Genomic DNA, 21529 nt, shown 5'->3' with positions numbered 1-21529 from the left:
CGCATTATGGCTGACTACTTCACCGAGAGCCCCTCATTGCGGCTTGAGATCCACTCTCCAACCGATGGGAGTTTTCCATAAGCGTAGGCGAGTAGGGCAATCGGATGAATGGTGGGCTTGTCGGTCCCCTGTTCCATCTGCAATTTACATGCAGCGCACTCCGTGCTTCCAATCTGTGCCGAAGTCTGTTGCATAGTGCTAACCAAGTCCCAACCTACCCGAAGCGAGGTCCGATAGTTTCGCCGTAACAAGCCAAAAGTGCCCGCCATTCCACTGCAACCAGCGTTGGCGTTTTGAACCGTGACACCAGGGATAAGCCCAAGCAGATTCAAGCCCGTATGGTCTTGATCTATGGCCCTGAGATGACAGGGGGTGTGATAGACAACAGATAGCGAAAGAGGTTTTAAGTCGAGTTCGAGTTCGTTCTGCTGATGCATTTTCCACAAGTACTGGCCTGCTTCCCAGGAATGCTTAGCAACCAACCTCGCATCATCATTGTCAACGATGTGGACATATTCGTTCTTCAAGCAAAGAATGGCAGTAGGCTCTGTACTGACGATCTCGTAGCCTTGCCGCACCGCCTCAGCCAATAACCGAATCTGAGGCGCAATCGATTTACGAACCCTCTCAACGTCACCCAAGGCAATTCGCGTCATCCAAGTGACCGATTGCCACGCCGGAACGAAGACGTCGACATTCTGTTTTTGCATGACGGCGACAAAGGCCATCCCCAACTGCGGATTGTTCCAATTAGCATAATGGTCGACCAAGAACAAAACCTTTCGGCCTCCCGCACGATTGGGACGCGTCAACCGATTTCTCGCCGCCCAACGCATAAAAGGCTGCTTGGCAATCAATGGCAATCTCCGCCCCTGTGATATGCCCGTCGACTTCTCTAACAACCAACGAGCATACCGGTTTTCGATCCCCCAGTTTGCCAACCACGGGGCTCGGGAAGCTATGGAGCTAAGCAAGTCGAGTCGTCCTAGGACTCGATCGCTCAACGACAATCCATTGATGGCCGCGTACTGGGCTTTGAACTCCATAACAAGCTTAGGAATGTCCACCGATGAAGGGCACTCGATTCTACATTGATGGCAGTGAAAGCAAGAGTCGGCAATTGCTTTTAACTCATCACTTTCGATCAGGACGGACGGAATCCGACCATCCAAAAAACCACGCATCAGATTGGCTTTGGCCCTCGGAGACGCCTCTTCGTTACGACCAGCACGGAACATAGGGCACATGCGTTCATTCGGTGCCGTGGAGCGGCATCTACCGCAACCATTGCAGGAATCCGAAACGGTTTCTAAGCTATCGGACGCGGTCCATGAGAGGATAGGCAAGAAAGCCCTCGTCCGAGATGGTATGTGAATTCCCCCGTCGTTCTCGCTTTTTTCTTGGCCATTGCCCACGTTTAAACCATTCGTTGCGTTACCACTCTGTGAAAGCTGGTGATCTATTCCGGATTTCAACGACGTGAGTGGACGAAGATTGTCAGTGATTTTCTGTGGTGCGTCGGTAATGAGTTTGCCCGGATTGAGAATTCCTTTTGGATCGAATAATTCCTTGATCGATCGACAAACCGGATACAAATCACCCAACTGCTGACGAACGTAAGAACTACGACTGAGACCGACAGCATGTTCCCCGGAAATGACTCCACGGTACTCGATCACCTTCTCGAAAAGCCGATCGGCAATCCGCTGCATTTTCAAAACATCATCGTCTGAATGCGGATCTAAGAAAGGTCTCAAATGAATGTGGCCGTGCGCGGCATGCGAGAATAACGCACTAGTCACCCGTTCCGCCTTGAGTGTGTTCTGAACCTCAACCAAAAACTCTGGCAATCGATCAGGAGGTATGGAAATATCTTCCACAAAGGGAATGGGCCTTGCATTCCCCTTTATTCGATACAACCGCGGGATGACACGGCGGCTCAACTTCCAAATAAAGTCACGTTCGTTGTCGTCCAAAATGATACGGGATTGCTTGGTCGAGGGTGATCGCCGAACAATTCGCTGCACCAAAGCTGTCAAGCGACTCCGCACGTCGAGGGCTTCATCTCCATGATGTTCGATCAATAAACAAGCCTCGACACCACGTGGCAACATGGCTTCATAACGAGAATCGATATCACGAGCCAACTCGATCAGCCGACGGTCCATGAGATCGCATGCCGCAACCTTGTCTCGACGTGCATCGGCCGCTGCTTTGACAGCCGATTCGAGTCGCTCGAAGAACAACAGCACGACCCCGCGAGCTTCGGGCATGGGACGCACCTTCAATTTTAATTCCGTGAGAATCGAAAGCGTCCCCTCAGCACCCGATTGCAGTTTTGCTAAGTCTACATACTCAGCGTTACTGGTCTCAATCCGATAACCGCAACCTCGCGCTACACCACGCCACGGCGGCCCCTTGGAAGCTGCTCTATAGGAGGCCAGAATTTCTCCTACACCAGAAGCAATCTTGTCCAAATGAAAGTTCCCTGTGCCCGGAGCTCGCCATCGCTGCTTTCCGAGACTAACCTTGTCACCATTCGCCAAAACGGCGTTAGCCTCCAAGACCGAATCGCATGCCGTCCCGTAGGCCAAATAATGGCTCCCGATCGAGTCGATAGCAACGACACTCCCAATCGTCGTAACCGAACGAGTCACCGGATCCGCGCCAAAAACAAGCCGGTGTTTCGACAGACTCCGATTGAGCTCTGCCAATGTCAAACCTGGTTGCACTCGAATGGTCATGTTTTCGCGATCGAGTTGGATAACTCGCCGCATAAAACGAGAAAAATCCAGGACGATTCCAGGGCCCAGCGACTGCCCGGCTTGCCCCGTTCCCCCGCCGCGAGGAAACAAGGGGATCGAGTTTTCCGCGGCATATTTCACACACTGGACAACATCCGACTCGTTTCGAGGACGAACAACCGCATGCGGAGGGATTTCATACAAGGACGCATCGGAGGCGTAGAGCTGCGTGAACAAGGGGCTGCAATAAACCTCGCCGTCTAAAATTCCCCGCAGGTCGGCTTCTAATCGAGTTTGTTCCGAGTCCAAGTGGCTATCCGTTCTGAAGCTGATAATGACTGCAATTGCTAGTCCACCAGCCCTCTGCCTTGCTGGCGTCCCAATCATTATATTCGGGCAACAGCTGAAGAGCAGCCTGCAACTCTTTGGCTGACTGAAAGCGACTATCGGGACTCTTTTCCAAACACTTGAGAACCAAATCATCAAAGGCAGCCGAGGGCTGTATCAGGGCAGGGTCTCTCTCCCGTGACGGAGCAAGTGGTACCTCGTGCAGGTGCGCAAGCAATATCTTCAGGGTCGGCCCCGAATCAAAGGGAGGCTTCCCGGTCAGCATAAAATAAGCGACTCCGCCCAAAGCATAAATGTCAGAGCGTTGATCCGGAACAACATTTCCCATAGCCTGCTCCGGTGACATATAAAGCGGGGATCCGGTCAAAGAACCAGCCATAGTAAGATCGGTGTCCTCACCATTCTGAATCGAAGAGTCTATAGACTTGACCAATCCAAAATCGAGCAACTTGACCATGTCGAACGCGCCACCGAGTTCGGTGACCATTAAATTGGCGGGCTTGATATCCCGATGCAGCAAACCAATAGAATGTGCTTCATTCAGAGCATTGCAGACTTGATTCAGTAAATAGACCGCTCTCCCGGGAGACAATGGCCCCCTTCTTTTTACGAGCTGCTGCAAACTCAAGCCGGTCAAATACTCCATCACGTAATAGAACTTACCGTCCGGCGTCCGGCCGTAATCAAAAATTGATACGTTATTCCAATGATTCAGTCGCGAAGTCGAGCGTACCTCTCGTTCGAACCGCGCGATCGACTTAGGATCTCCCGCCTTCTCAGGGCGTATAACTTTGATAGCACAAGGTCGCTTCATCAACCGGTGTTCAGCTAGGTAGACGTCTCCCATACCCCCAGAACCTAGCTTCTCTCGCAAATGATAACGACCCAATTCTTTAGCCTCGTCGACCTTGCCCCGGAGATACGCAATCATTCGAACCCCCAGTAAACAAGCCGACACGGTCGCCACCAGAATCAAAACCATTTCAATCAGACAAGACGGATCGAACCAAAGACTCCGCTGAATGTCTTCGTGAAGAATGACGGCCACTACTGTTGCGATAATCGGTGCCAAAGCCATTACCAAGCACACGGTCAAGACAACACGCCAGCTTCGGGGCACGAATATGTTATAAGTAAAGATCAAAATCAACCATCCCGACATCGAAATATGCGGGATAAAGGAATAATGAGACGCCAAGAATACGACGTCGCGATAGTGCATAACTAGCAAAGAAGCCGCAGGTGAAGCAAAAATCAAAAACTCGCTCCAACGCAAGCAATTCGCGGTAGCCTGTTGCTGCTTCGATAGCCACCATGCAACCCCCATGAGCACGACCGTGGTAACCAACTCCACACCCAAAGTGGTGGTTCCGGAGTTGGAAGGAAATTCCCAAACTAATTGAACCAGAGACCACAACGAAAAGATGAGAAAACCGATTCCCAAGGCAAACGCAGCGGTCCGGAGACGCGTTTGCAGCAGATCGTTCGCATGCCTGCTGGAACTAGTGTCCCCCTCCAGTAACTCCATCTCAGCCGGAGACGCACCCGCAAACTCTGGGCGCTGCGGAATCGCCAACGGGCTATCCGCATCTAGCGTCTGGTCATGAGGGCTGGCTACTGACATGGTGGTTCCGTTTGTGTTGTCCCCTGCGCCAGGACGATTGCCCCGCACCAAGAACCGCTTCCTTTACAATTGTACTCCGTCTCGAACCGGACGATGGTAAGCCCCCGTCGTGTCAGCCACATGACTGACCATCTCAGGGCTCAAATTCTCTGGGAGTTTGATCAATAACTCGACAATCATGTCCCCGACGCCGCCGTCGGAAGTTCGGAACCCCTGTCCCTTTAAACGCAACTTTCGACCACTGCTACTCATAGGAGGCACAGTTAAGGCTATCGTCCCGTTTGGTGTCTGCACATCCACCTTGCCACCCTTTACCGCCTCCTCAAGCGTCACGGGCAATCGCAGTTCCAAGTTCAAACCCGAAATCTTGTAGTGAGAATTCGTGTCCGGTTGAACCGTCAAAAGCAAATCTCCTGGCTTGCCGCCTACGACGGACTGCCCACGGCCCCGCAAGCGAATTTTCTTGCCTGGCAAAATCCCAGATGGGATTTTAACCGAAATGGAGTCGGTCCTCCCATTCAAATTCAGAGAAATTTGAGTTTCCCCGCCCGCAATCATCGTGCGAATCGGAACAGTAATCTCCGCCGATACGTCCGAGCCGCGAGCCGTCCTCCGCGAACGCGTTCCACCCCCCATGTTGCCAAAAATGCTGCCCAAATCGACCTGACCACCACCAAAAATGTCACCAAAGTCGAATCCATGCCCACCGCTGTAGGGGTTCGGGCCACCTCCCGCCGCGTACTGCTCATAATTCGAGCCAAATTGATCGTATCGAGCTCGCTTATCCGAATCGCTCAAACAATCGTAAGCCGATTGGATCTCCTGAAAGCGCTGCTTCGCATTATTGTCATCAGGGTTTAAATCAGGATGATGCTTTCTAGCCAGCTTACGATAAGCCTTGGTGATTTCATCGCTGCTAGCATTTCGCTCGACCCCTAAAATTTTGTAGTAGTCCTCTGCCATAGTTCTCATTTCCAGCTGCCAATTCGGCGATGCGAAGTATTCTTCTTGCCAGACTAGCAAATTCTTGGCCAACTCCGCTAGATACGGGCAAAAAGAACCTGAGGACTATTCGGGTTTTCCTGCCCCCTTGGCCCTGAGCCCACAGTCCTATGAACACCAGCCCGATTGCGGCTCGTTGTGGATAACGCCTGGACTTGTTCGACGCCCAGCGATCCTCTTGATAGCGGATTCCACTTTTTCCGTCGATGCAAGCGGTTCGAGCTTGAGCCGAAACACCCTCGACTCTCCACCTGCTAGCAACACTACCCGCTTTTGCTTTTCCTCAAAAGATTTCGGGTTCGGAAACCCCGTGGCAGGCTCGAGCCCCACGACGTACCCATCCTCGACAGCGGCCGTGTTCTTCCAAAGATTAAAGTAAGGAAGTGTCCGAGTGCAAAACTGAACGGACAAACCGTTACACTGACTCGCCGACGCAATCATCGCCTCCGACCAGTGAGCCGAATCCGAAGCGGCTTGCATAAAATAAACTTGTTCCGCAAACCCGGACTCGGGGCCTTCGCATCGGTCCCACCCCTCCGCCGCCTTCGCTGCCGTGGCATCGCGCGGGCAAATCGTTTTTGGCGAAGCATGGACTCTCGCGCCAGCCTCCACAACCGGCTGACCGATGTTGATGTGATAAAGTAGCTGCATACTCACAGGCAGCGACCCCGGATTGGTCACCGTGTCCGTGATCTCGATGACCGAACTCCCCGCGCGGAATCGCATGCGGGACTGAAGCTGCAACGAATAGACCAGAAACCTAGCCTCCGTCACCGTCCCGATGACATCCAACGTTCCCTCTCTGGCATCAACCGCAATCTCAAGACTGCTGGCAGGAAGATTGGCGATCCGCCCATGCAAAGGGTATTTCACTTGGCCATTGTCGGTGAACTCGGGAGCACCATTGCTGTGCAACCCACATCGGACCAGCAACTCATCGAAACCTTCAAGCCAGCCTATACCGCTTGGGTCCCCCACGGGCACTAAACTGGGATGAACCGGTCCGTCCACCGGGCTTTGCCAACCAAACTCCGTCTCATCGCACCAACACTTCCAAATCCCCATCCCACGATCTGGCAACACGACCGCCTTGACCGCCCCCGTATCGATGGTCAGGATCTCCATCCCCATCGCTTTCCCCCCCCAATGACCCGAAGCTCGCGCGTTCTCCCAACGAAGCTTAAATCCACCGGATAACGTTTCGACCGATTCTGGCAAAGGAGAGATCTGAGCGGGACTGCTGCTATTGGTCTGCCCACGCAACAACCATGACTGTGATTCAAATTTGGTCGACATCTGAGCGTCCCCTCAATTACGTGTTGCGCCGTTAAACCCACAGCGACTTCGATGGGCTATTGGGCGAATACGACCCAGTAAAATGGAAAAGGTGGCTACGACGGCGCCGCCACGCTGCACGCAAAATCAAGCCGTGCTGCGAGCTTGCCATCTACGGTAACCTTACCCGTCATAAAGTACGCGGACGAGACCACGTCATTAAGCGTCACTTCAATCGTAACAGTGTCACCGGGACGCACCATCTTCTTGAACTTTACGCCATCCAGCCGTGTTGCGACCGGCACGACGGAACCGTCTTGAGGTGTGAACTGACTTAGTAAGATGGCTCCACTCTGCAAACAGCACTCGCAAAGTATCACGCCGGGAACGAGTGGAAAATTGGGGAAATGTCCCTGCAGAAAGAATTCTTCGCTAGAAAACGTTTTTCGACAAACGATCAACTTCTCTGTCTGCTCCACGACCTCGTCAACCAAAAGCATCGGCTTTCGGTGCGGAATGACCTGCTGGATCTGCTCAGTTGACATTGATGTAGCTGCCATAAAACGTCCATTCTATCGGGCTGCGGGGGAAGGAATCGATCGGAATATCCTGCAAAAATCTAGGGCTTAAATGCCAAATGCAGGAAAGACTGTAGCAGTCCTTCCTGCATTTTCAATGACCCTAGTTGGCTTCGACCTTCGTTTCGAGGCATACTACCTCGAACCTAAAGGGTCTCTGCTCACTTGGCTTTGCTGGCCAGCCTCAGAAATTTACATGAGGGACGCTAGCCGTGCACAAAGATCCGCCGTTCGGCAGCTGTAACCCCACTCGTTGTCATACCAAGAAACGACTTTGACAAGCTTGCCTTTGTCACCGAGCACTTGGGTGAAGTCGGCAGCAAAGATACTGCTGTGCGAATCACCAATGATGTCTGTCGAGACAATTGGGTCTTCGGTGTAGCAGAGTACGCCCTTCATCGGGCCTTCCGCAGCAGCCTTAACGGCAGCGTTGATCTCTGCAACGGTGGCTTCCTTGGTGAGATTGGCAGTCAAATCAACAACCGAACCGGTTGGAACCGGAACTCGCATCGCGATACCAGTTAGCTTGCCCTTGAGCTCAGGAATAACCAAACCAACTGCCGAAGCTGCTCCAGTCGTCGTAGGAATGATGTTCAGAGAAGCGGCCCGGGCGCGGTAAGCATCCGCGTGAGGCATATCTTGGACGCGTTGGTCGTTGGTGTAAGCGTGGACCGTTGTCATCAAACCCGTTTCGATTCCGAAGGTATCGTTGAGAACTTTTGCTACAGGAGCGAGACAGTTCGTCGTGCAGGATGCGTTTGATATACACTTGAGATCCTTTGTGAGTTTGTCGTCGTTGACGCCTAGTACACAGGTCAAATCGGCCCCGTCTTTTGCGGGAGCACTCAAAACCACCTTCTTGGCACCAGCGGCCAAGTGGGTGTCGTAACCGGGCTTGCCATCTTTCGCACGGCCTGTGAAAAGACCGGTGCTCTCGATAACGATGTCGATTCCATGGTCAGCCCACGGAAGCTTGGCTGGATCCCTCTCGGCAATCACAGCGATCTTCTTGCCATCAACGATCAAGTTGTTTGCATCGTGCGAAACCTCGCCTGGGTAACGACGATGAATGCTGTCGTACTTGAGAAGAGTTGCCAACATGTCGGTTCCGGTCAAGTCGTTAACGGCCACAACTTCGAACTCGCTAGGGCGCTTCATTAAGTTGCGGAACGTCAAACGTCCGATTCGACCAAACCCGTTAATTGCGATTCGAAGTGCCACCTGAATACCTCTCCAAACAAAGTTTTTTTCTTCTAAACCGTCGCCGAACCCCGCCTTAAAGCCCAAAATCTTGGTAGCTCTAACAGTCCGACGACTCCGAGCTTTCCCTGAAGGACTGCCCAAACGTCGCGACGAATATAATGCCCAGTAGAAACATGGGCAATCACAAAGAAATCGGACTAGGCAATCCAATTTCCCGCATAGAATAAGATTCAGTGGACGTAATGATCTAATTTCGGCTCGGAAGGCCTGCGACCAATGACCAACCAATTACCCGTTATCAACCTGGACGAAACCGCCTTAATGGCAGACTCTGCCACCTGCGACACTTCTTCTGGCGGACAAACGAACGTTGTTTCCCGCTACCTGGATAATCTGGGAAACGATCGCGGTGACCGGCAACCCCATGGCCCACTGGCCAAACAACCCCTTCCGATGTCGATGCAGGAAGCGCGGGATCGTGGCTGGGACGAAATTGACGTGGTTTTTGTCACCGGTGACGCTTACATCGATCACCCAAGCTTTGCGATGTCAATATTAGGAAGAGTTCTCGAAGCAGCAGGCTACCGCGTCGGGATTATCAGCCAGCCCGATTGGCAATCCTGTGATCCCTGGAAGACCTTTGGCCGCCCACGGCTGTTCTTCGGAATCAGTGCTGGCAATATGGACAGCATGATCAATCACTACACGGCCAACCGCAAAGTCCGAAACGATGATGCCTATTCGCCCGGTGGCAAAATCGGCTTGCGACCTGACCGGGCAACACTCGCCTACTGCCAACGCGCTCGCGAAGCCTTCAAAGGCGTCCCCGTCATCGCCGGTGGCGTGGAAGCCTCACTCCGACGGTTTGCTCACTACGATTATTGGAGCGACAAAGTTCGGCGCAGCATTTTGTTAGACAGCAAAGCGGACTTAGTCGCCTTTGGTATGGGAGAAAACTCTATTGTCGAAATGGCACGACGACTAGAGGCAGGGGAAACGGTCAAAGATCTGCGTGACATGAAGGGGATTGCCTATGCGTTAGGAGCATCCGAGACTCCGCCTGACGACGCTTTAGAACTACCAAGTTATGAAGACGTGGTGGCCGACAAGATAGCTTTCTCCAAAGCGACTCGTATGATTCACCACGAAACAAACCCCCTCAACGCTCGGCGCTTGATGCAGAGGCATTCCACCCAGATCATAGTCGCTAACCCACCTCAATTGCCCATCAGCCAAGAGGCGATGGATCGGATCTACGGACTACCCTACACGCGACGTCCGCACCCAAGCTACAAAGAAGCCATCCCAGCATTCACGATGATCAAAAATTCGGTCACGATCATGCGTGGCTGCTTCGGCGGCTGTACGTTCTGCTCGATCACCGCCCACCAAGGTCGAATTATCCAATCTCGTTCGAAAGAGTCCGTGCTCAACGAGATCAAGAATATGACCGAAGACAAAGACTTCAAGGGAATCGTTAGCGATATCGGTGGACCAACGGCCAACATGTACCACATGCGTTGCACCAAACCAGACGTCGAAGCGGTTTGCCGACGACAATCCTGCGTGCATCCCAAGATTTGCAAACTGCTAGGTGTCGATCACACCCCTGTGATCGAACTGATGCGAGAAGCACGCGAGGTACCAGGCGTGAAAAAGGTCCTCGTCGCGAGCGGCATTCGTATGGATTTGGCTCGTCAATCCCCCGAGTACATCAAAGAGCTAACGCAACATCACGTAGGGGGCCATCTCAAGGTCGCTCCTGAGCACGTTGATCCCGACGTGCTGTACAAGATGCGAAAACCCGCCAACGACGACTTCGAATTCTTCACGGAACAATTCAAAGAAGCATCGGCAGAAGCTGGCAAGAAGCAATACCTCATTCCGTACTTCATCGCCTCTCATCCGGGGAGCTCGATCGAATCGATGATCGAACTGGCGTTGTTCCTAAAGCGTAACGGTTACAAACCAGATCAGGTGCAGGACTTTATCCCAGCGCCGCTAGATATCGCAACCAGCATGTACTACACGGGCCTCGATCCGTTTAGTCTCAAGCCGGTGTTCATTGCAAAGGCCTTGCGAGATCGCAAGTCTCAGCGAGCCCTGATGCAGTTCTTTAAGCCCGAGAACTATTTCGAAGTTCGAGACGCGCTGCGTTCGGTCAATCGCACCGACTTGATCGGAGAAGGCTGCGATTGCTTGATCCCATCCAAGCCGCCACGGGAAGCAATCGAAAAACGCCGCAGCGATGCCAACCAGCGGTTCCGTGGGGAGTACGTTCACACCATTCCGAATCCTGCCGGAGCGGGATCCGGGAAGAGTCCGTCTACCGGATCGACTAGGGATGGCAAGGAATCCAGCGCGAGCAACGACAAGCGAAAGAAAAAGGGTTCCAGAAAAGAGCAGCGTCAAGTTCCCAATGCAGCCCCCAACGCGTCGACGCCTGGTTACAGACCCCGTCGACGAGTCAAGTAAATGTAGTCTTTGAATAGCACCACCGGTACGAAAGAGATTACCACTCGAGTATTTGGGATTGCTAATGGGGCATTGTATCTTGAGCGATAAGCTTACTACTCTCCGTCCCCTTTCCAATCACAAGGGTGCTACCTAAACATGAAAATTCTTGAACAGGTTACTGTGCCAACCGAGCTTAAGGATTTCTTTTGCCAAGTTGTTGCAGCGATAGAGAAAAAGTCCAAGTGCACGAATATTCATTCCGACGATTTGATACAGTGCGATTTCGCATACGGTGGCATGTACGAAGAAGATGGTGAGCAATTTTTTGGATGTACCTACTTTGCAATGCCAAGAGCGCAAAATGCCAAGTACCCTCGGCGATGGTATTTCTATCTTCCTCGACAGAAGCTAGAGATGATAGCTTCAGGTAAATTGTTGACTATTGACATGTGGCGGTGCGATCCAGACTGTGGAGACAAGTTTTCTCGTGGGAACGACATATGCAGCTATTGCGATTATTAACACTGAACAGAATTTGAACGCACGACTAACAAGCTAGCAACGACGTTCTCCTCCCCCTTCCCTCCTGTCTCGCCGCAGGCGAGACAGGAGGGAAGGGGGAGGGATATAATCGGGGGATGGGTTGCTAACCTGTTAGTCATCGCTCCACCGACGTGAGGTTGGATGGAGGCGTTCGCGTTCTTATTCGCCCTCCCGAAGAATTCGGGAGGACCAGAGTGGAGGGAAGATCACGAGGGGAGGGGGCTTTAAAATCGTCGACCAGTCGGAGCCTTTATGCGATGCTATGCGGTTGCCCCCTCTCCGAGCTACGCTCGACTCTCCCTCGAGGGAGAGTGAATGCGGTAATCGCGTAGAGCCCTGTTTCGGCCTACACGAATACCCCGGACTCAAAGCATATCCACCGGGTCGATGTCGATCAGGTACAAGTTATCGCCGGGTGGTTTTGTGGTCGCTTGTACTTTTGACAATACGATGTGCAAGCCTGCTGAGTCGTTGGTAACTATCATAGCGTGGTAGCGATAATGACCTCGCAGTTTTGCGATCGGGGGTGGCGCTGGACCGAGCACGCGGATCTTGTAGCCACCTTTGGCAATCTCGGATTGAATTCGCTTAATCACCTCCTCGGAGAATTCATGCACCTCTTCCTGAACGGGACCGCGAAAAATGATTCGGGCCAGCGAGGAATAAGGCGGGTATCCGAACTGTTCCCTCTGTTTTAGTTCCGCTTCAGAAAACATTTCATAGTCGTGACGGCAAGCAGCAACAATCGCCGGATGATCTGGCGAGTAGGTTTGCACGAGCACTTCCCCCGCTCGCTCACCACGCCCGGTTCGACCAGCGACCTGGGTAACGAGCTGGAAGGTCCGCTCAGAAGCTCGAAAATCTGGAAAATGTAGTGTGGAATCAGCGTTGATGACTCCGACCAGTAGCACGTTGGGAAAGTCTAACCCCTTGGCTATCATCTGCGTGCCAAGCAAGATCTGAGTCTTGCCATCTCGAAACTCGGACAAGACCCTTTCGTGGCTGCCTGGCTTCTTCATGGTGTCGGAATCCATTCGAGCGATCTTGGCCTCTGGAAATCGTTGTTGCACCTCCATCTCCAGCTTTTGCGTTCCCAACCCCGCGAACCGAATCCCGTCAAATCCACATTTGGGACAAACATTGGGCGCAGCAATGGTGTAGTCGCAATAGTGACAGGTGGCTTTGCTACCATCCCTATGGTGCGTAAGTGCTAAGTCGCAATCGGGGCATGTGACCACGTGACCACATGAAGGACATTGGATGGAGGTCGCATATCCTCTGCGGTTTAACAACAGGATGCACTGACCACCCTCACCGATCGTTTTGTCGATCGCTTTTAGCAAAGGAGTCGACATGGACCCGCGATTCACATCAATTCGCGAAGATCGCAGATCGATCGTGGTGACCTCCGGAAGCGGCCTATTCAATATTCTTCTGGGGAGAGATACTTTTTTATAAGCCCCCCGCTGGGCTCGTTCGAATGTTTCTAAAGACGGTGTTGCGGAACCTAGCACCAAAGGAATCTTCTCAAGCGATGCGCGGTGAATAGCGACATCTCTCGCGTGGTAACGAGGGACGGTTTCCTGTTTGAATGTGTTCTCATGCTCTTCGTCGAGAATGATTAAGCCGAGGTACGGTGCTGGTGCAAAGATGGCGCTCCTCGGACCTATGATGACTTGTGCATGACCGTCTGCGATGCGTCGCCACTGATAATGGCGTTCTGGCCCGCTCATATTGGAGTGCAACACCGCCACGGATGAGAAACGATTTTGAAATCGAGTTCTCGTTTGGGGGGTTAGGCTAATCTCTGGGACTAGCACGATGGCTTGCCTACCGAACGAGACGACTTGTTCGATCGCTTGCATATAGACTTCGGTTTTGCCACTACCGGTCACTCCGTGTAGTAAAATAGTGGAGTGCTCACCGGAATCGATCGATTCGTAAATCGTTCTTAAAGCGATGCGTTGGTCAGCGGAAAGAGCCGGTGCCGGTATTCGTTCAAACGTGACGTTAGACGTACCTGACTCGTAGGTCATGACTCTTTCTTTGTAGGTAGTGATGAACCCCGAGTCCTTGAGCTTCTTGATAATCCCGTCGGAGCATTGTGCCAAGTGCTTTAATTGATCGACCGACAACGGTTCGTCTGCAAGGATCAATTGTTGGAGCGTTTGACGTTGCTTTACGGGCAGAGTTTGGATCATCCGATCATCTTTCGCTTGATCGGATGGTTTTAGCAAGGTCTGATTTCTGGTTCCTGCTCCTGCGCGCACGCCTGCGGGAATGACCGCTTCGAATATTTGACCGAGAGGGACCAAATAGTAAAGGCTCATCCATCGAATCAATTCAATGATCCGACCCGTGCAAAGGGGCTCGTGATCCACCAAACGAATGATCGGCTTGAGAGCGGTCGCAGGTAGGATCGCGATTTGCACACTCAATACGTAGCCTACTAGCTCTCGGTTCCCCTTGCCCAGCGGCACCACCACTCTCATCGATGGCTTGATTTGTCCTGTCAGCTCATCGGGGATGCGATAATCATAAGGGCCAAAAGGAGCTTCAGGAAAGACGACCGAGACGGCAGGCGTCTCGCTGGCGGCGTCCATTTCCCAAGGAGGAATGTCGTTCGAAAACAATTCTCCTTGCTGAAAGCTCATGATTTTTCTCAATGGTGACGGAATGACTGGGATCGATATCCTATCAAGACTCCCCAGCTCGATTAATACCGTATCCGAATCTTCCGAGCCATAAGTCGACGAAAAGGTCCCAAAAGATTTTCGAAGAGCAAATACGTGGCCGCTGATTCTGGAGCGGGCTGATCATGTTATAATGCGGGAATACCATTTCACGGCAACTGCGATCCCACCATTCGCTCGGTTTGCTGGCAGCTTGGTTCACTGATGCCTCTCCTGGATACGATGCTAGCACCCTACCTTAATCAATGCCCTTGCGGACGATTCACTATCCCATCCTGCTTTCGAATCATGTCGGTCATGGCTTGGCTGAGTCTTCTCTCGGTCGCTCCGTTCCATGCCCTTTGTTGCGTCGGCAACGACGAATTCCCATCAGAACCCGAACGTGAGGCACAGATTCAGCGCATTCTCGACGCCGCCTTGAGTCACGGCGACTCCGCACGTGGGCTCAAAGTGTTTTCCAATGCTAAGGCAGCTTGTTCATCCTGTCATAGCATTGGCCAGGCAGGCGGGGAAATTGGACCGGAATTGACTCTCATAGGGAAAAGTCGGCCACCAGTCGAAATCGTGGAAAGTTTACTTTGGCCGAATCTCAAACTGGAACCGAACTATCAAGCTTGGAAACTCCTGATGGAGGATGGCTCGATTGCATCGGGTTACATCCTGCAGGATCAGTCAACCGCAGCATCGGTTGCCCTGAAAGATCCTGCAACCGGACAAGTCCAACTCCTGGATCGTGAGACCATTGAAGAGCAAAGCCCGTCCCTCTCCTTGATGCCAAATGGACTTTTCGAGTCGCTGGAATTCAATAAACAAGCCGACTTGGTTAAGTTTCTACTCGACCTCGGGACCAATCCATCGCTCGACCGAGCGCACATGGAATCCGTAATCCAAAACGCGGTTCGCCATGAGCCAGCGAGTTTCCCCTATGATTACAAACCCATTCATCCTGAGCAACGCCCCGGTTGGGTAGAAGCGATCAATACGAATCGTCTCTACGATTTCTATTCTAAACAGGCTCGTTACTCTCTGACGCAACCCTCGGAGATCGATCTCCTGCAAGAATTCCCTGGATTGGATGGAGACCGGTTCGGTCACTGGGGGAGCCAAAACGAAGACTCATGGCGAGGCAACGAATGGAACGCGGTCGAGCCAAATCTCGTGCAATGCAACGTGCTTGTACACCCGAACAAGACGGTGAACCGAGCTGTCTGCTTTCGTTTTGGAAAGGATTTGGGGTGGTCCGCGAGCTACGATTCCGATCGCTTGCAGTATGACTTCTTCTGGAAGGGTGATTTTGTCACTTATTCCGACGTGCGGCATGGATTTATGGACGGCGTGCGAATCGCTGGTCATGAAATCGTAAAACCAGAGAGAATAGGCCCGGCTGCTCAGGAGTTGAACATCGACCCGGCAGTTCCAATTCGCTACCGAGGTTTCTATCTGCACGGCGATCGAGTTTTCTTTGAATTTCAAGTAGGAGAAAATCTCTATGTGGATTTCCTTCAAGAAGACTCGGAAAAAATCACCCGCCACATTATTCCCAAGTCCGAGTTGCCGGACTCCCGATGGTTGCAAGGAGGCCCATCTCGTTCGCCACAAATTCTTGAGACACCAATCAAGCTGGGTAAAGACCAGGGATATACCGTCGACACCATTGAGATTCCCTTTGATAACCCATGGCGAGCCTCGATGGCCATCGGTGATCATGATTTCCTCAGCGACGGAACAGCCATTGTTGCGACCATGCAGGGGGATGTGTTTCGAGCCGAAGGGGTGGCGTATCAAGTTGGGCAAAGCGAGCCAAAAGCGAAGTGGCGCCGCATTGCCGCTGGCCTGCATCACCCGCTCGGAGTCGCCATCCACAACGATGAAATTTTTGTACTAGGGCGAAATCAGATCACGAGACTTCACGATCTGAACGGTGACCAAGAGATCGATTGGTACGAATGCTTTTCCAATGCCATGGAGACGTCACCAAACGGTCATGACTACATTTGTGGGCTGGTACGTGACCCTGAAGGACGTTTTTATACTGCTTCGGGGAATCAAGGTGTTCTGCAAATATCGGCCGATGGCCTAACCGCTCAAGTCATCGGCACGGGATTTCGCAATCCTGACGGTATTGGCTTGCTTCCTGATGGATCCATTACGGTTCCCGTTTCCGAGGGAGAATGGACACCGGCTTCCATGGTTAATCTCATTCGCCCCTTGCCTGGACGGGAACCAGCTGAGTTCGCAGTGTCTCCCCCTCCCTTTTTTGGATATCGAGGGCCGAGAGCCGACCAAGCGATCGAGTTGCCTCTTGTTTATCTTCCGCGCGGGATTGATAACTCCAGTGGCGGACAAGCTTGGATCTCCGACTCGCGAATGGGGCCGATCGCCAACCAAATCGTCCATACCTCCTTTGGTTCGGCTACCGCAATGTTGTTATTGCGGGATCAAGTGAAGGGAGTAGATCAGGGGGGCGTGTTCGTCTTGCCAGGCGAATATCGATCAGGAGTGCATCGAGCTAAGGTTAACCCTGTAGATGGTCAGCTATACCTAAGCGGTATGCACGGATGGGGGAACTACGCCATCGATTCTGGTTGCTTTGAAAGATTGCGATTCACCGGCGACGATGTACTGGTACCGGTTGGCTTTCATGTTTTCAACAATGGGGTGCGGATCGATTTTTCCCATGCGATAGATGCAGAGACCGCGACGGATGCAACAAAGCAATTTGCGCAGTGCTGGAACTATCGCTACTCGCCCGGCTATGGTTCGAAAGAGTACTCAGTATTTGCCCCAACGATTGCTGGGCATGATCGATTACCAATCACATCCGCCCATGTCTTGGACGGTAACAAATCCCTTTTCTTAGAGATTCCTACTATTCCCAAGTGCAATCAGCTTCACTTGCACGTCAACCTCGCGATGAGAGATGCCTCATCGAACGCAACGCAACCGCTTGACCTCTACCTCACGGTACACGAGTTGGATGAACCGTTTTTACAGTTCGAGAATCCTGTTTCGATTGCGGGAAAGCTGGAGTTGCCACATCCGCTGAATCGCGATTTGGATCGATTGCAAAAGAGTGTCCCCAATCCCTGGGGCAAAGAAATCGAGGGAGCACGGTCGATTGTCCTCGAAGCTAGAGACAATCTACAATTCTCGGAACGGTCGCTTGAGGTTAAAGCAGGAGAGACAATTAAGTTAACCTTTAGGAACCCCGATGTCGTGCCTCACAATTGGGCTCTGATTCAACCAGGTTCACTCGAGAGGATCGGGACTCTGGCCAATGGACTCGTTAACGATCCCGATGCTTACTTGACCCACTACGTACCCGCCAGCGACGCTGTGATCTGCTACACCGATGTGGTGGAACCAAAGAACGAGTTCACGATCTATTTCCAAGTCCCCGAGCAGCCAGGTCGGTATCCGTATCTATGTACATTCCCAGGCCACTGGATGGTCATGAATGGCGACCTAATCGTAAAGTGAGAATGTTATGTTCATCGTAAAACCTCGGTCGGCTTTCTGTTCACCTTCCTACAATCCACCACAAGATATGATGTCAGATCCAGCAGATGGTAACCGAGTGCTTAGGCTGAGACGGGAGCAAACACCAATGTTTCTTACCGAACGATTTGGCCTGAGAGGATCACTTCCAACGGGAACGTTTTACAACCCACTGGCTTTCGCGATTCTCTTTGTCACTTGCTCGATCGCACTGGCAGATGACAACAAGCCGCCCTATCATGGAACGATCTTCATCAATGGCAACATTGTTACCGAAGAGGACAAGTCGGTGTTCGAACGGATCGAGCCTAAAGATTCGGCTAAACGGCGGATGTTTGACCGCAGGGTGAACAAGTTTATCGAGAACGAACCTTTTCTGTTCGATGCCTTTTACGAGGATGGGCTCAAAATCGAAATCCAAGTCAACAGCGAATTTGAGTCGGCTGAGCGTGCCGCTGAGCTCGCGGAGGAGTATGCAATAGAGTTCGGTAGATTGCCTAAGTGCCTTCGCATGAACGTCCGTACTAGCTGGATCCATGCTGGAAAGCAGCTCTTTGGCGGTGGGAACGAGAATTTATTGATTCACATCGACCAAACCACTGAGTATCGCAAGCAAAGCATCCTTGAGGAAACTCTCATTCACGAAGCAACGCATACGTCTTTGGATCCCCTTTACGCTCGACATCCTGATTGGATCAAAGCACAACAATCCGATCCGACAGCTATCTCGACCTACGCCAAGGATCATCCAAACCGCGAGGACCTAGCAGAGACTTTTTTGCTTTGGTTTGCTATCAGGCACCGACGAGATCGCTTAACTCCTAGCCAAATTGAGACCATCGAGCGATCGATTCCTGCCAGATTGGCGTTTCTTGATAGCTTGCAGCTAAATTTGTCACCATTGGTGCCAAACAATCCGGGTGATTTATAGTTGGGCGACCATGGAGCGATCGAATAGCTTGGCACGGCAAGAGATCCGTACGGTCATAGTGTGGTATTGCGTATTGCAAGCTGCTGCGGTCGTCGCATGGTGGAGTTGGCTCATTCTCTATCCGTCAAATTTCGTTTATTTCTGGCCGGAGTCTTTTTCCGTACGACAAAACGAACCGTTTGGTAAGTCGGGGGCTCTATCGTTGGATCCGCAATCCGATGGCAGTAACTGGGCTGTCGCAGGGATTTGGGGTCGGTCTGATGTATGGCTCCCCATTGGTTTTGATCTATGTACTCTGTGGGGGTCTCATTTGGCAATTCTTGGTGAGGCCACTGGAGGAGCAGATGCTCACGGAGCAATTTGGTGAAGAATACTGCAGCTATCGGCGGCGAGTTGGCCTATGGGTTCCTCAGTCTGTGCGTGGAAGTAAATAAAATCATCGAGCAGAGAGAGAGCGACCGATATTTTCTCCATTCGCGATTTCGGCTATTTAGAGAGGTTGTCGACTGAGTTCCCACTGCAACTTGGGGTATGAGGTCCGATAATACTCACGGAAAGTAGCGATAGAGCCCGGTTTTTCAGGCGATTGTTCAACTCGAGGGAAGGGATGCCCATATGAACCGCAGAGATTGGTTGGTTAGCTGTGGTGTTTTGCTAGCAAGCGGATCTGTCGGTTGCCGCGGTTACCAGTTTGGGCATGTCGTCAAACCAGATTCACCCAGTTTGGTGGGAAGTCATAAGGCTGGCTCGGAGGTATACGACCCACTGGTAGACGAAGCGGTTGCAAAGCTTCTAGCCAGGCAGCATCAGATTACGCAGGACACCCCCATCGGGCCGGACGGCACCCCTCTTCCCAAAACGGTTTTCTTCGTAGGTGTTGAGAACAAGAGTGCTGAGGACATTGGAGACTTTAAGGATCAGCTTTACCAACAAATCGATTCCCAACTTCTTAGGTCTCCAGCGTTTCGCCCTATCACGCGGCGCATGTTGGATGCAGCGTTATTCGAAACTCGGTTGCGTCCTGACTCGCTATACATCCCAGATAATATGAGATTGCTGATGTCGGTCTTAGAACGAGACGGTGCACCGGTTGACTACTTGCTGTATGCTGTGCTAACGAGTGGAACCACAGTACGTAATTCTTCAACTCAGCGCAGCCATACTCTTACCTTGGAGCTGGTGAATATTCACTCAGGCGTTTCCGATAAGGAGTCGGCTGAGGTACGCAAGGGGTATCATAAGACGGCTGCTGGAGCCGCTTGGAATTACAATCCTTTCAAGCGATGACCAATCGCTGTGCCATGAGCAGGTGGTTGCCGTTCGGCAGTTTGGTGCTGATCGCTCTATTCCTATTGAGTGGAGTCAGCGGCTGCATGACGCATGCAAAACGGGTCTCCACGTCTCGGAATTTGTTCTATAACGGCAAGCTTTCCGAGTGCAGAACGAGTTTGGAGAAACTTTCGCAACCTTTTCGGCATGATCGAGATGTCGTGCAGCTCGACTTGGCCATGGCGACTTTATTGGACGGCGATGCCAAGAAAGCGGAGACGCTCCTCAAGGAAACACGTGACCGTTTCCTTGAACTGGAGAAGGAATCGATTGCAGAGAAAGCGTTGTCGATGTGGACCGATGATAAGACGAGAGCTTACGCCGGGGAATCCTACGAGAAGATTCTGATTCATGCATTTCTCGCCATCTCTAATCTGCTTCACGATGGAGGAGACGCAGAGAGTCACACCTTACAATTGCAAGCAACGCATGAGAGACTGATGCAGAAGGTTGCTGAAAAGAGTCAAACGAAGATTCCGTATCGTCCCCTGCCATTCGGATTCTATCTACGAGGATTATTGAGAGAAGCAACCTTGCGCGACTACGACGATGCTTTTCGCAATTATTCGGCGGCCCGAGACTTACTTCCGAACAGCCTGCCCCTGCATTGGGACTGCAATCGAGCTGAGAGTGGAGTCCATTCCCAACCTGGCAATGGAGTCGTTTACGTTTTAGCGTTGGTTGGAAAAGGCCCCTACAAAGTCGAGGTCACCGAAGAGCCAACTAGCGACGCACTGTTAATCGCTGATCGGATTATTTCGGCGGTAGGCCCTTACCATCTTCCACCCACCATTGCACCGATCAAGATTCCTGAAATCGTTGTTCCTAGAAACGACATTGATGCCGTCGCGGTGAGTATGAACGGCCAGTTTATCGGCCCAACATTTTGCGTCGCGAATATTCGAGATTTTGCACTGGAGACGTATCAGGCTGAAAAGAACATCATTTTGGCCCGTGCAGTAGCTAGACGTGTAATCAAGAAAGCGACAGTCGTTGCAGCCAAGGAGAAAATGGGGGGAGACGGTATAACTCGATTGGGTATGGATCTTGCTGGTGTTGCCTGGGAGGCTCTCGAGACGGCTGACACGCGTTGTTGGGGACTTTTGCCGAGCGAGATTCAAGTGTTGCGAGTCGAGGTTCCCAAGGGGATATCGAGATTGGAGTTGGCTCCACTGAGTGGAGGCCGTGTAAACGGTCCAAGAAAATCGATCAACGTCGACGTTCGAAACGGTGGAAACAGTTACGTACTGGCTTGGTTTGCCGACTCTTACTCTCACGGGCAGGTGATTTGTAGCGGAAACTAG

The 21529-nt window shown here is 52.0% G+C and carries 14 protein-coding genes; 7 read left to right on the top strand and 7 right to left on the bottom strand.

Going from position 1 to position 21529, the window contains the following annotated elements:
* Positions 1–14 precede the first annotated feature (14 nt).
* The 6 genes from SH449x_RS21735 to gap form a co-directional block, all read right to left on the bottom strand.
* Complete coding sequence (locus SH449x_RS21735; RefSeq protein ID WP_482378180.1) at positions 15–3053, bottom strand: FAD-linked oxidase C-terminal domain-containing protein; 3039 nt, start codon at positions 3051–3053, stop codon at positions 15–17.
* Positions 3054–3057: 4 nt separating this feature from the next.
* Positions 3058–4716, bottom strand: coding sequence for a serine/threonine protein kinase (locus SH449x_RS21730; RefSeq protein WP_482378179.1), 1659 nt, complete (start codon positions 4714–4716; stop codon positions 3058–3060).
* Positions 4717–4779: 63 nt separating this feature from the next.
* The gene (locus tag SH449x_RS21725) at positions 4780–5679 is read right to left on the bottom strand and encodes a DnaJ C-terminal domain-containing protein (protein WP_482378178.1); all 900 of its coding nucleotides are present in this window, start codon (positions 5677–5679) and stop codon (positions 4780–4782) included.
* Positions 5680–5826: 147 nt separating this feature from the next.
* Positions 5827–7014 (bottom strand): aldose 1-epimerase family protein, encoded by a 1188-nt coding sequence (locus tag SH449x_RS21720; RefSeq protein WP_482378177.1) that lies wholly within the window; start codon positions 7012–7014, stop codon positions 5827–5829.
* A gap of 95 nt (positions 7015–7109) precedes the next feature.
* Positions 7110–7553, bottom strand: coding sequence for a 3-hydroxyacyl-ACP dehydratase FabZ (fabZ, locus tag SH449x_RS21715; protein ID WP_482378176.1), 444 nt, complete (start codon positions 7551–7553; stop codon positions 7110–7112).
* Positions 7554–7763: 210 nt separating this feature from the next.
* Complete coding sequence (gene gap / locus SH449x_RS21710; RefSeq protein WP_482378175.1) at positions 7764–8792, bottom strand: type I glyceraldehyde-3-phosphate dehydrogenase; 1029 nt, start codon at positions 8790–8792, stop codon at positions 7764–7766.
* A 258-nt stretch (positions 8793–9050) separates the two neighbouring features.
* Here gap and SH449x_RS21705 point away from each other — a divergent pair, with 258 nt between their 5' ends.
* Positions 9051–11249, top strand: a complete 2199-nt coding sequence (locus tag SH449x_RS21705) for a YgiQ family radical SAM protein (protein ID WP_482378174.1) — start codon at positions 9051–9053, stop codon at positions 11247–11249.
* A 138-nt stretch (positions 11250–11387) separates the two neighbouring features.
* Complete coding sequence (locus tag SH449x_RS21700; RefSeq protein ID WP_482378173.1) at positions 11388–11753, top strand: hypothetical protein; 366 nt, start codon at positions 11388–11390, stop codon at positions 11751–11753.
* A 386-nt stretch (positions 11754–12139) separates the two neighbouring features.
* On the opposite strand, the gene priA is transcribed toward SH449x_RS21700, so the two are convergent.
* A complete protein-coding gene (gene priA, locus SH449x_RS21695) occupies positions 12140–14428 on the bottom strand; it encodes a replication restart helicase PriA (protein WP_482378172.1) in 2289 nt (762 codons plus the stop codon).
* Between the two features lie 336 nt (positions 14429–14764).
* Here priA and SH449x_RS21690 point away from each other — a divergent pair, with 336 nt between their 5' ends.
* The 5 genes from SH449x_RS21690 (at position 14765) to SH449x_RS21670 (ending at position 21529) form a co-directional block, all read left to right on the top strand.
* The gene (locus tag SH449x_RS21690) at positions 14765–17947 is read left to right on the top strand and encodes a DUF6797 domain-containing protein (protein ID WP_482378171.1); all 3183 of its coding nucleotides are present in this window, start codon (positions 14765–14767) and stop codon (positions 17945–17947) included.
* A gap of 67 nt (positions 17948–18014) precedes the next feature.
* Complete coding sequence (locus SH449x_RS21685) at positions 18015–18896, top strand: hypothetical protein (protein ID WP_482378170.1); 882 nt, start codon at positions 18015–18017, stop codon at positions 18894–18896.
* Positions 18897–19075: 179 nt separating this feature from the next.
* Positions 19076–19330 carry a methyltransferase family protein gene (locus tag SH449x_RS21680; RefSeq protein WP_482378169.1) on the top strand — a complete coding sequence of 85 codons (255 nt, stop codon included), beginning with the start codon at positions 19076–19078 and terminating at the stop codon, positions 19328–19330.
* A gap of 181 nt (positions 19331–19511) precedes the next feature.
* Positions 19512–20183, top strand: a complete 672-nt coding sequence (locus SH449x_RS21675; RefSeq protein WP_482378168.1) for a penicillin-binding protein activator LpoB — start codon at positions 19512–19514, stop codon at positions 20181–20183.
* A 14-nt stretch (positions 20184–20197) separates the two neighbouring features.
* On the top strand, positions 20198–21529 hold the full coding sequence (locus SH449x_RS21670) for a COG3014 family protein (RefSeq protein WP_482378167.1): 1332 nt from the start codon (positions 20198–20200) through the stop codon (positions 21527–21529).

Source organism: Brakhagea baltica, assembly GCF_052161605.1.
Lineage (GTDB): Bacteria > Planctomycetota > Planctomycetia > Pirellulales > Pirellulaceae > JBKCUI01.
The sequence above is the reverse complement of the archived record's forward strand: the minus strand, read 5'-3'. Positions and strand labels throughout refer to the sequence as shown.

What these genes read in the sequence shown, in the direction of transcription:
- SH449x_RS21730 (WP_482378179.1), bottom strand. Translation starts at nt 4,716, where the DNA reads ATGTCAGTAGCCAGCCCTCATGACCAGACGCTAGATGCGGATAGCCCG.
- SH449x_RS21725 (WP_482378178.1), bottom strand. Translation starts at nt 5,679, where the DNA reads ATGGCAGAGGACTACTACAAAATTTTAGGGGTCGAGCGAAATGCTAGC.
- SH449x_RS21720 (WP_482378177.1), bottom strand. Translation starts at nt 7,014, where the DNA reads ATGTCGACCAAATTTGAATCACAGTCATGGTTGTTGCGTGGGCAGACC.
- fabZ (WP_482378176.1), bottom strand. Translation starts at nt 7,553, where the DNA reads ATGGCAGCTACATCAATGTCAACTGAGCAGATCCAGCAGGTCATTCCG.
- SH449x_RS21705 (WP_482378174.1), top strand. Translation starts at nt 9,051, where the DNA reads ATGACCAACCAATTACCCGTTATCAACCTGGACGAAACCGCCTTAATG.
- SH449x_RS21700 (WP_482378173.1), top strand. Translation starts at nt 11,388, where the DNA reads ATGAAAATTCTTGAACAGGTTACTGTGCCAACCGAGCTTAAGGATTTC.
- priA (WP_482378172.1), bottom strand. Translation starts at nt 14,428, where the DNA reads ATGAGCTTTCAGCAAGGAGAATTGTTTTCGAACGACATTCCTCCTTGG.
- SH449x_RS21690 (WP_482378171.1), top strand. Translation starts at nt 14,765, where the DNA reads ATGGCTTGGCTGAGTCTTCTCTCGGTCGCTCCGTTCCATGCCCTTTGT.
- SH449x_RS21685 (WP_482378170.1), top strand. Translation starts at nt 18,015, where the DNA reads ATGATGTCAGATCCAGCAGATGGTAACCGAGTGCTTAGGCTGAGACGG.
- SH449x_RS21675 (WP_482378168.1), top strand. Translation starts at nt 19,512, where the DNA reads ATGAACCGCAGAGATTGGTTGGTTAGCTGTGGTGTTTTGCTAGCAAGC.
- SH449x_RS21670 (WP_482378167.1), top strand. Translation starts at nt 20,198, where the DNA reads ATGAGCAGGTGGTTGCCGTTCGGCAGTTTGGTGCTGATCGCTCTATTC.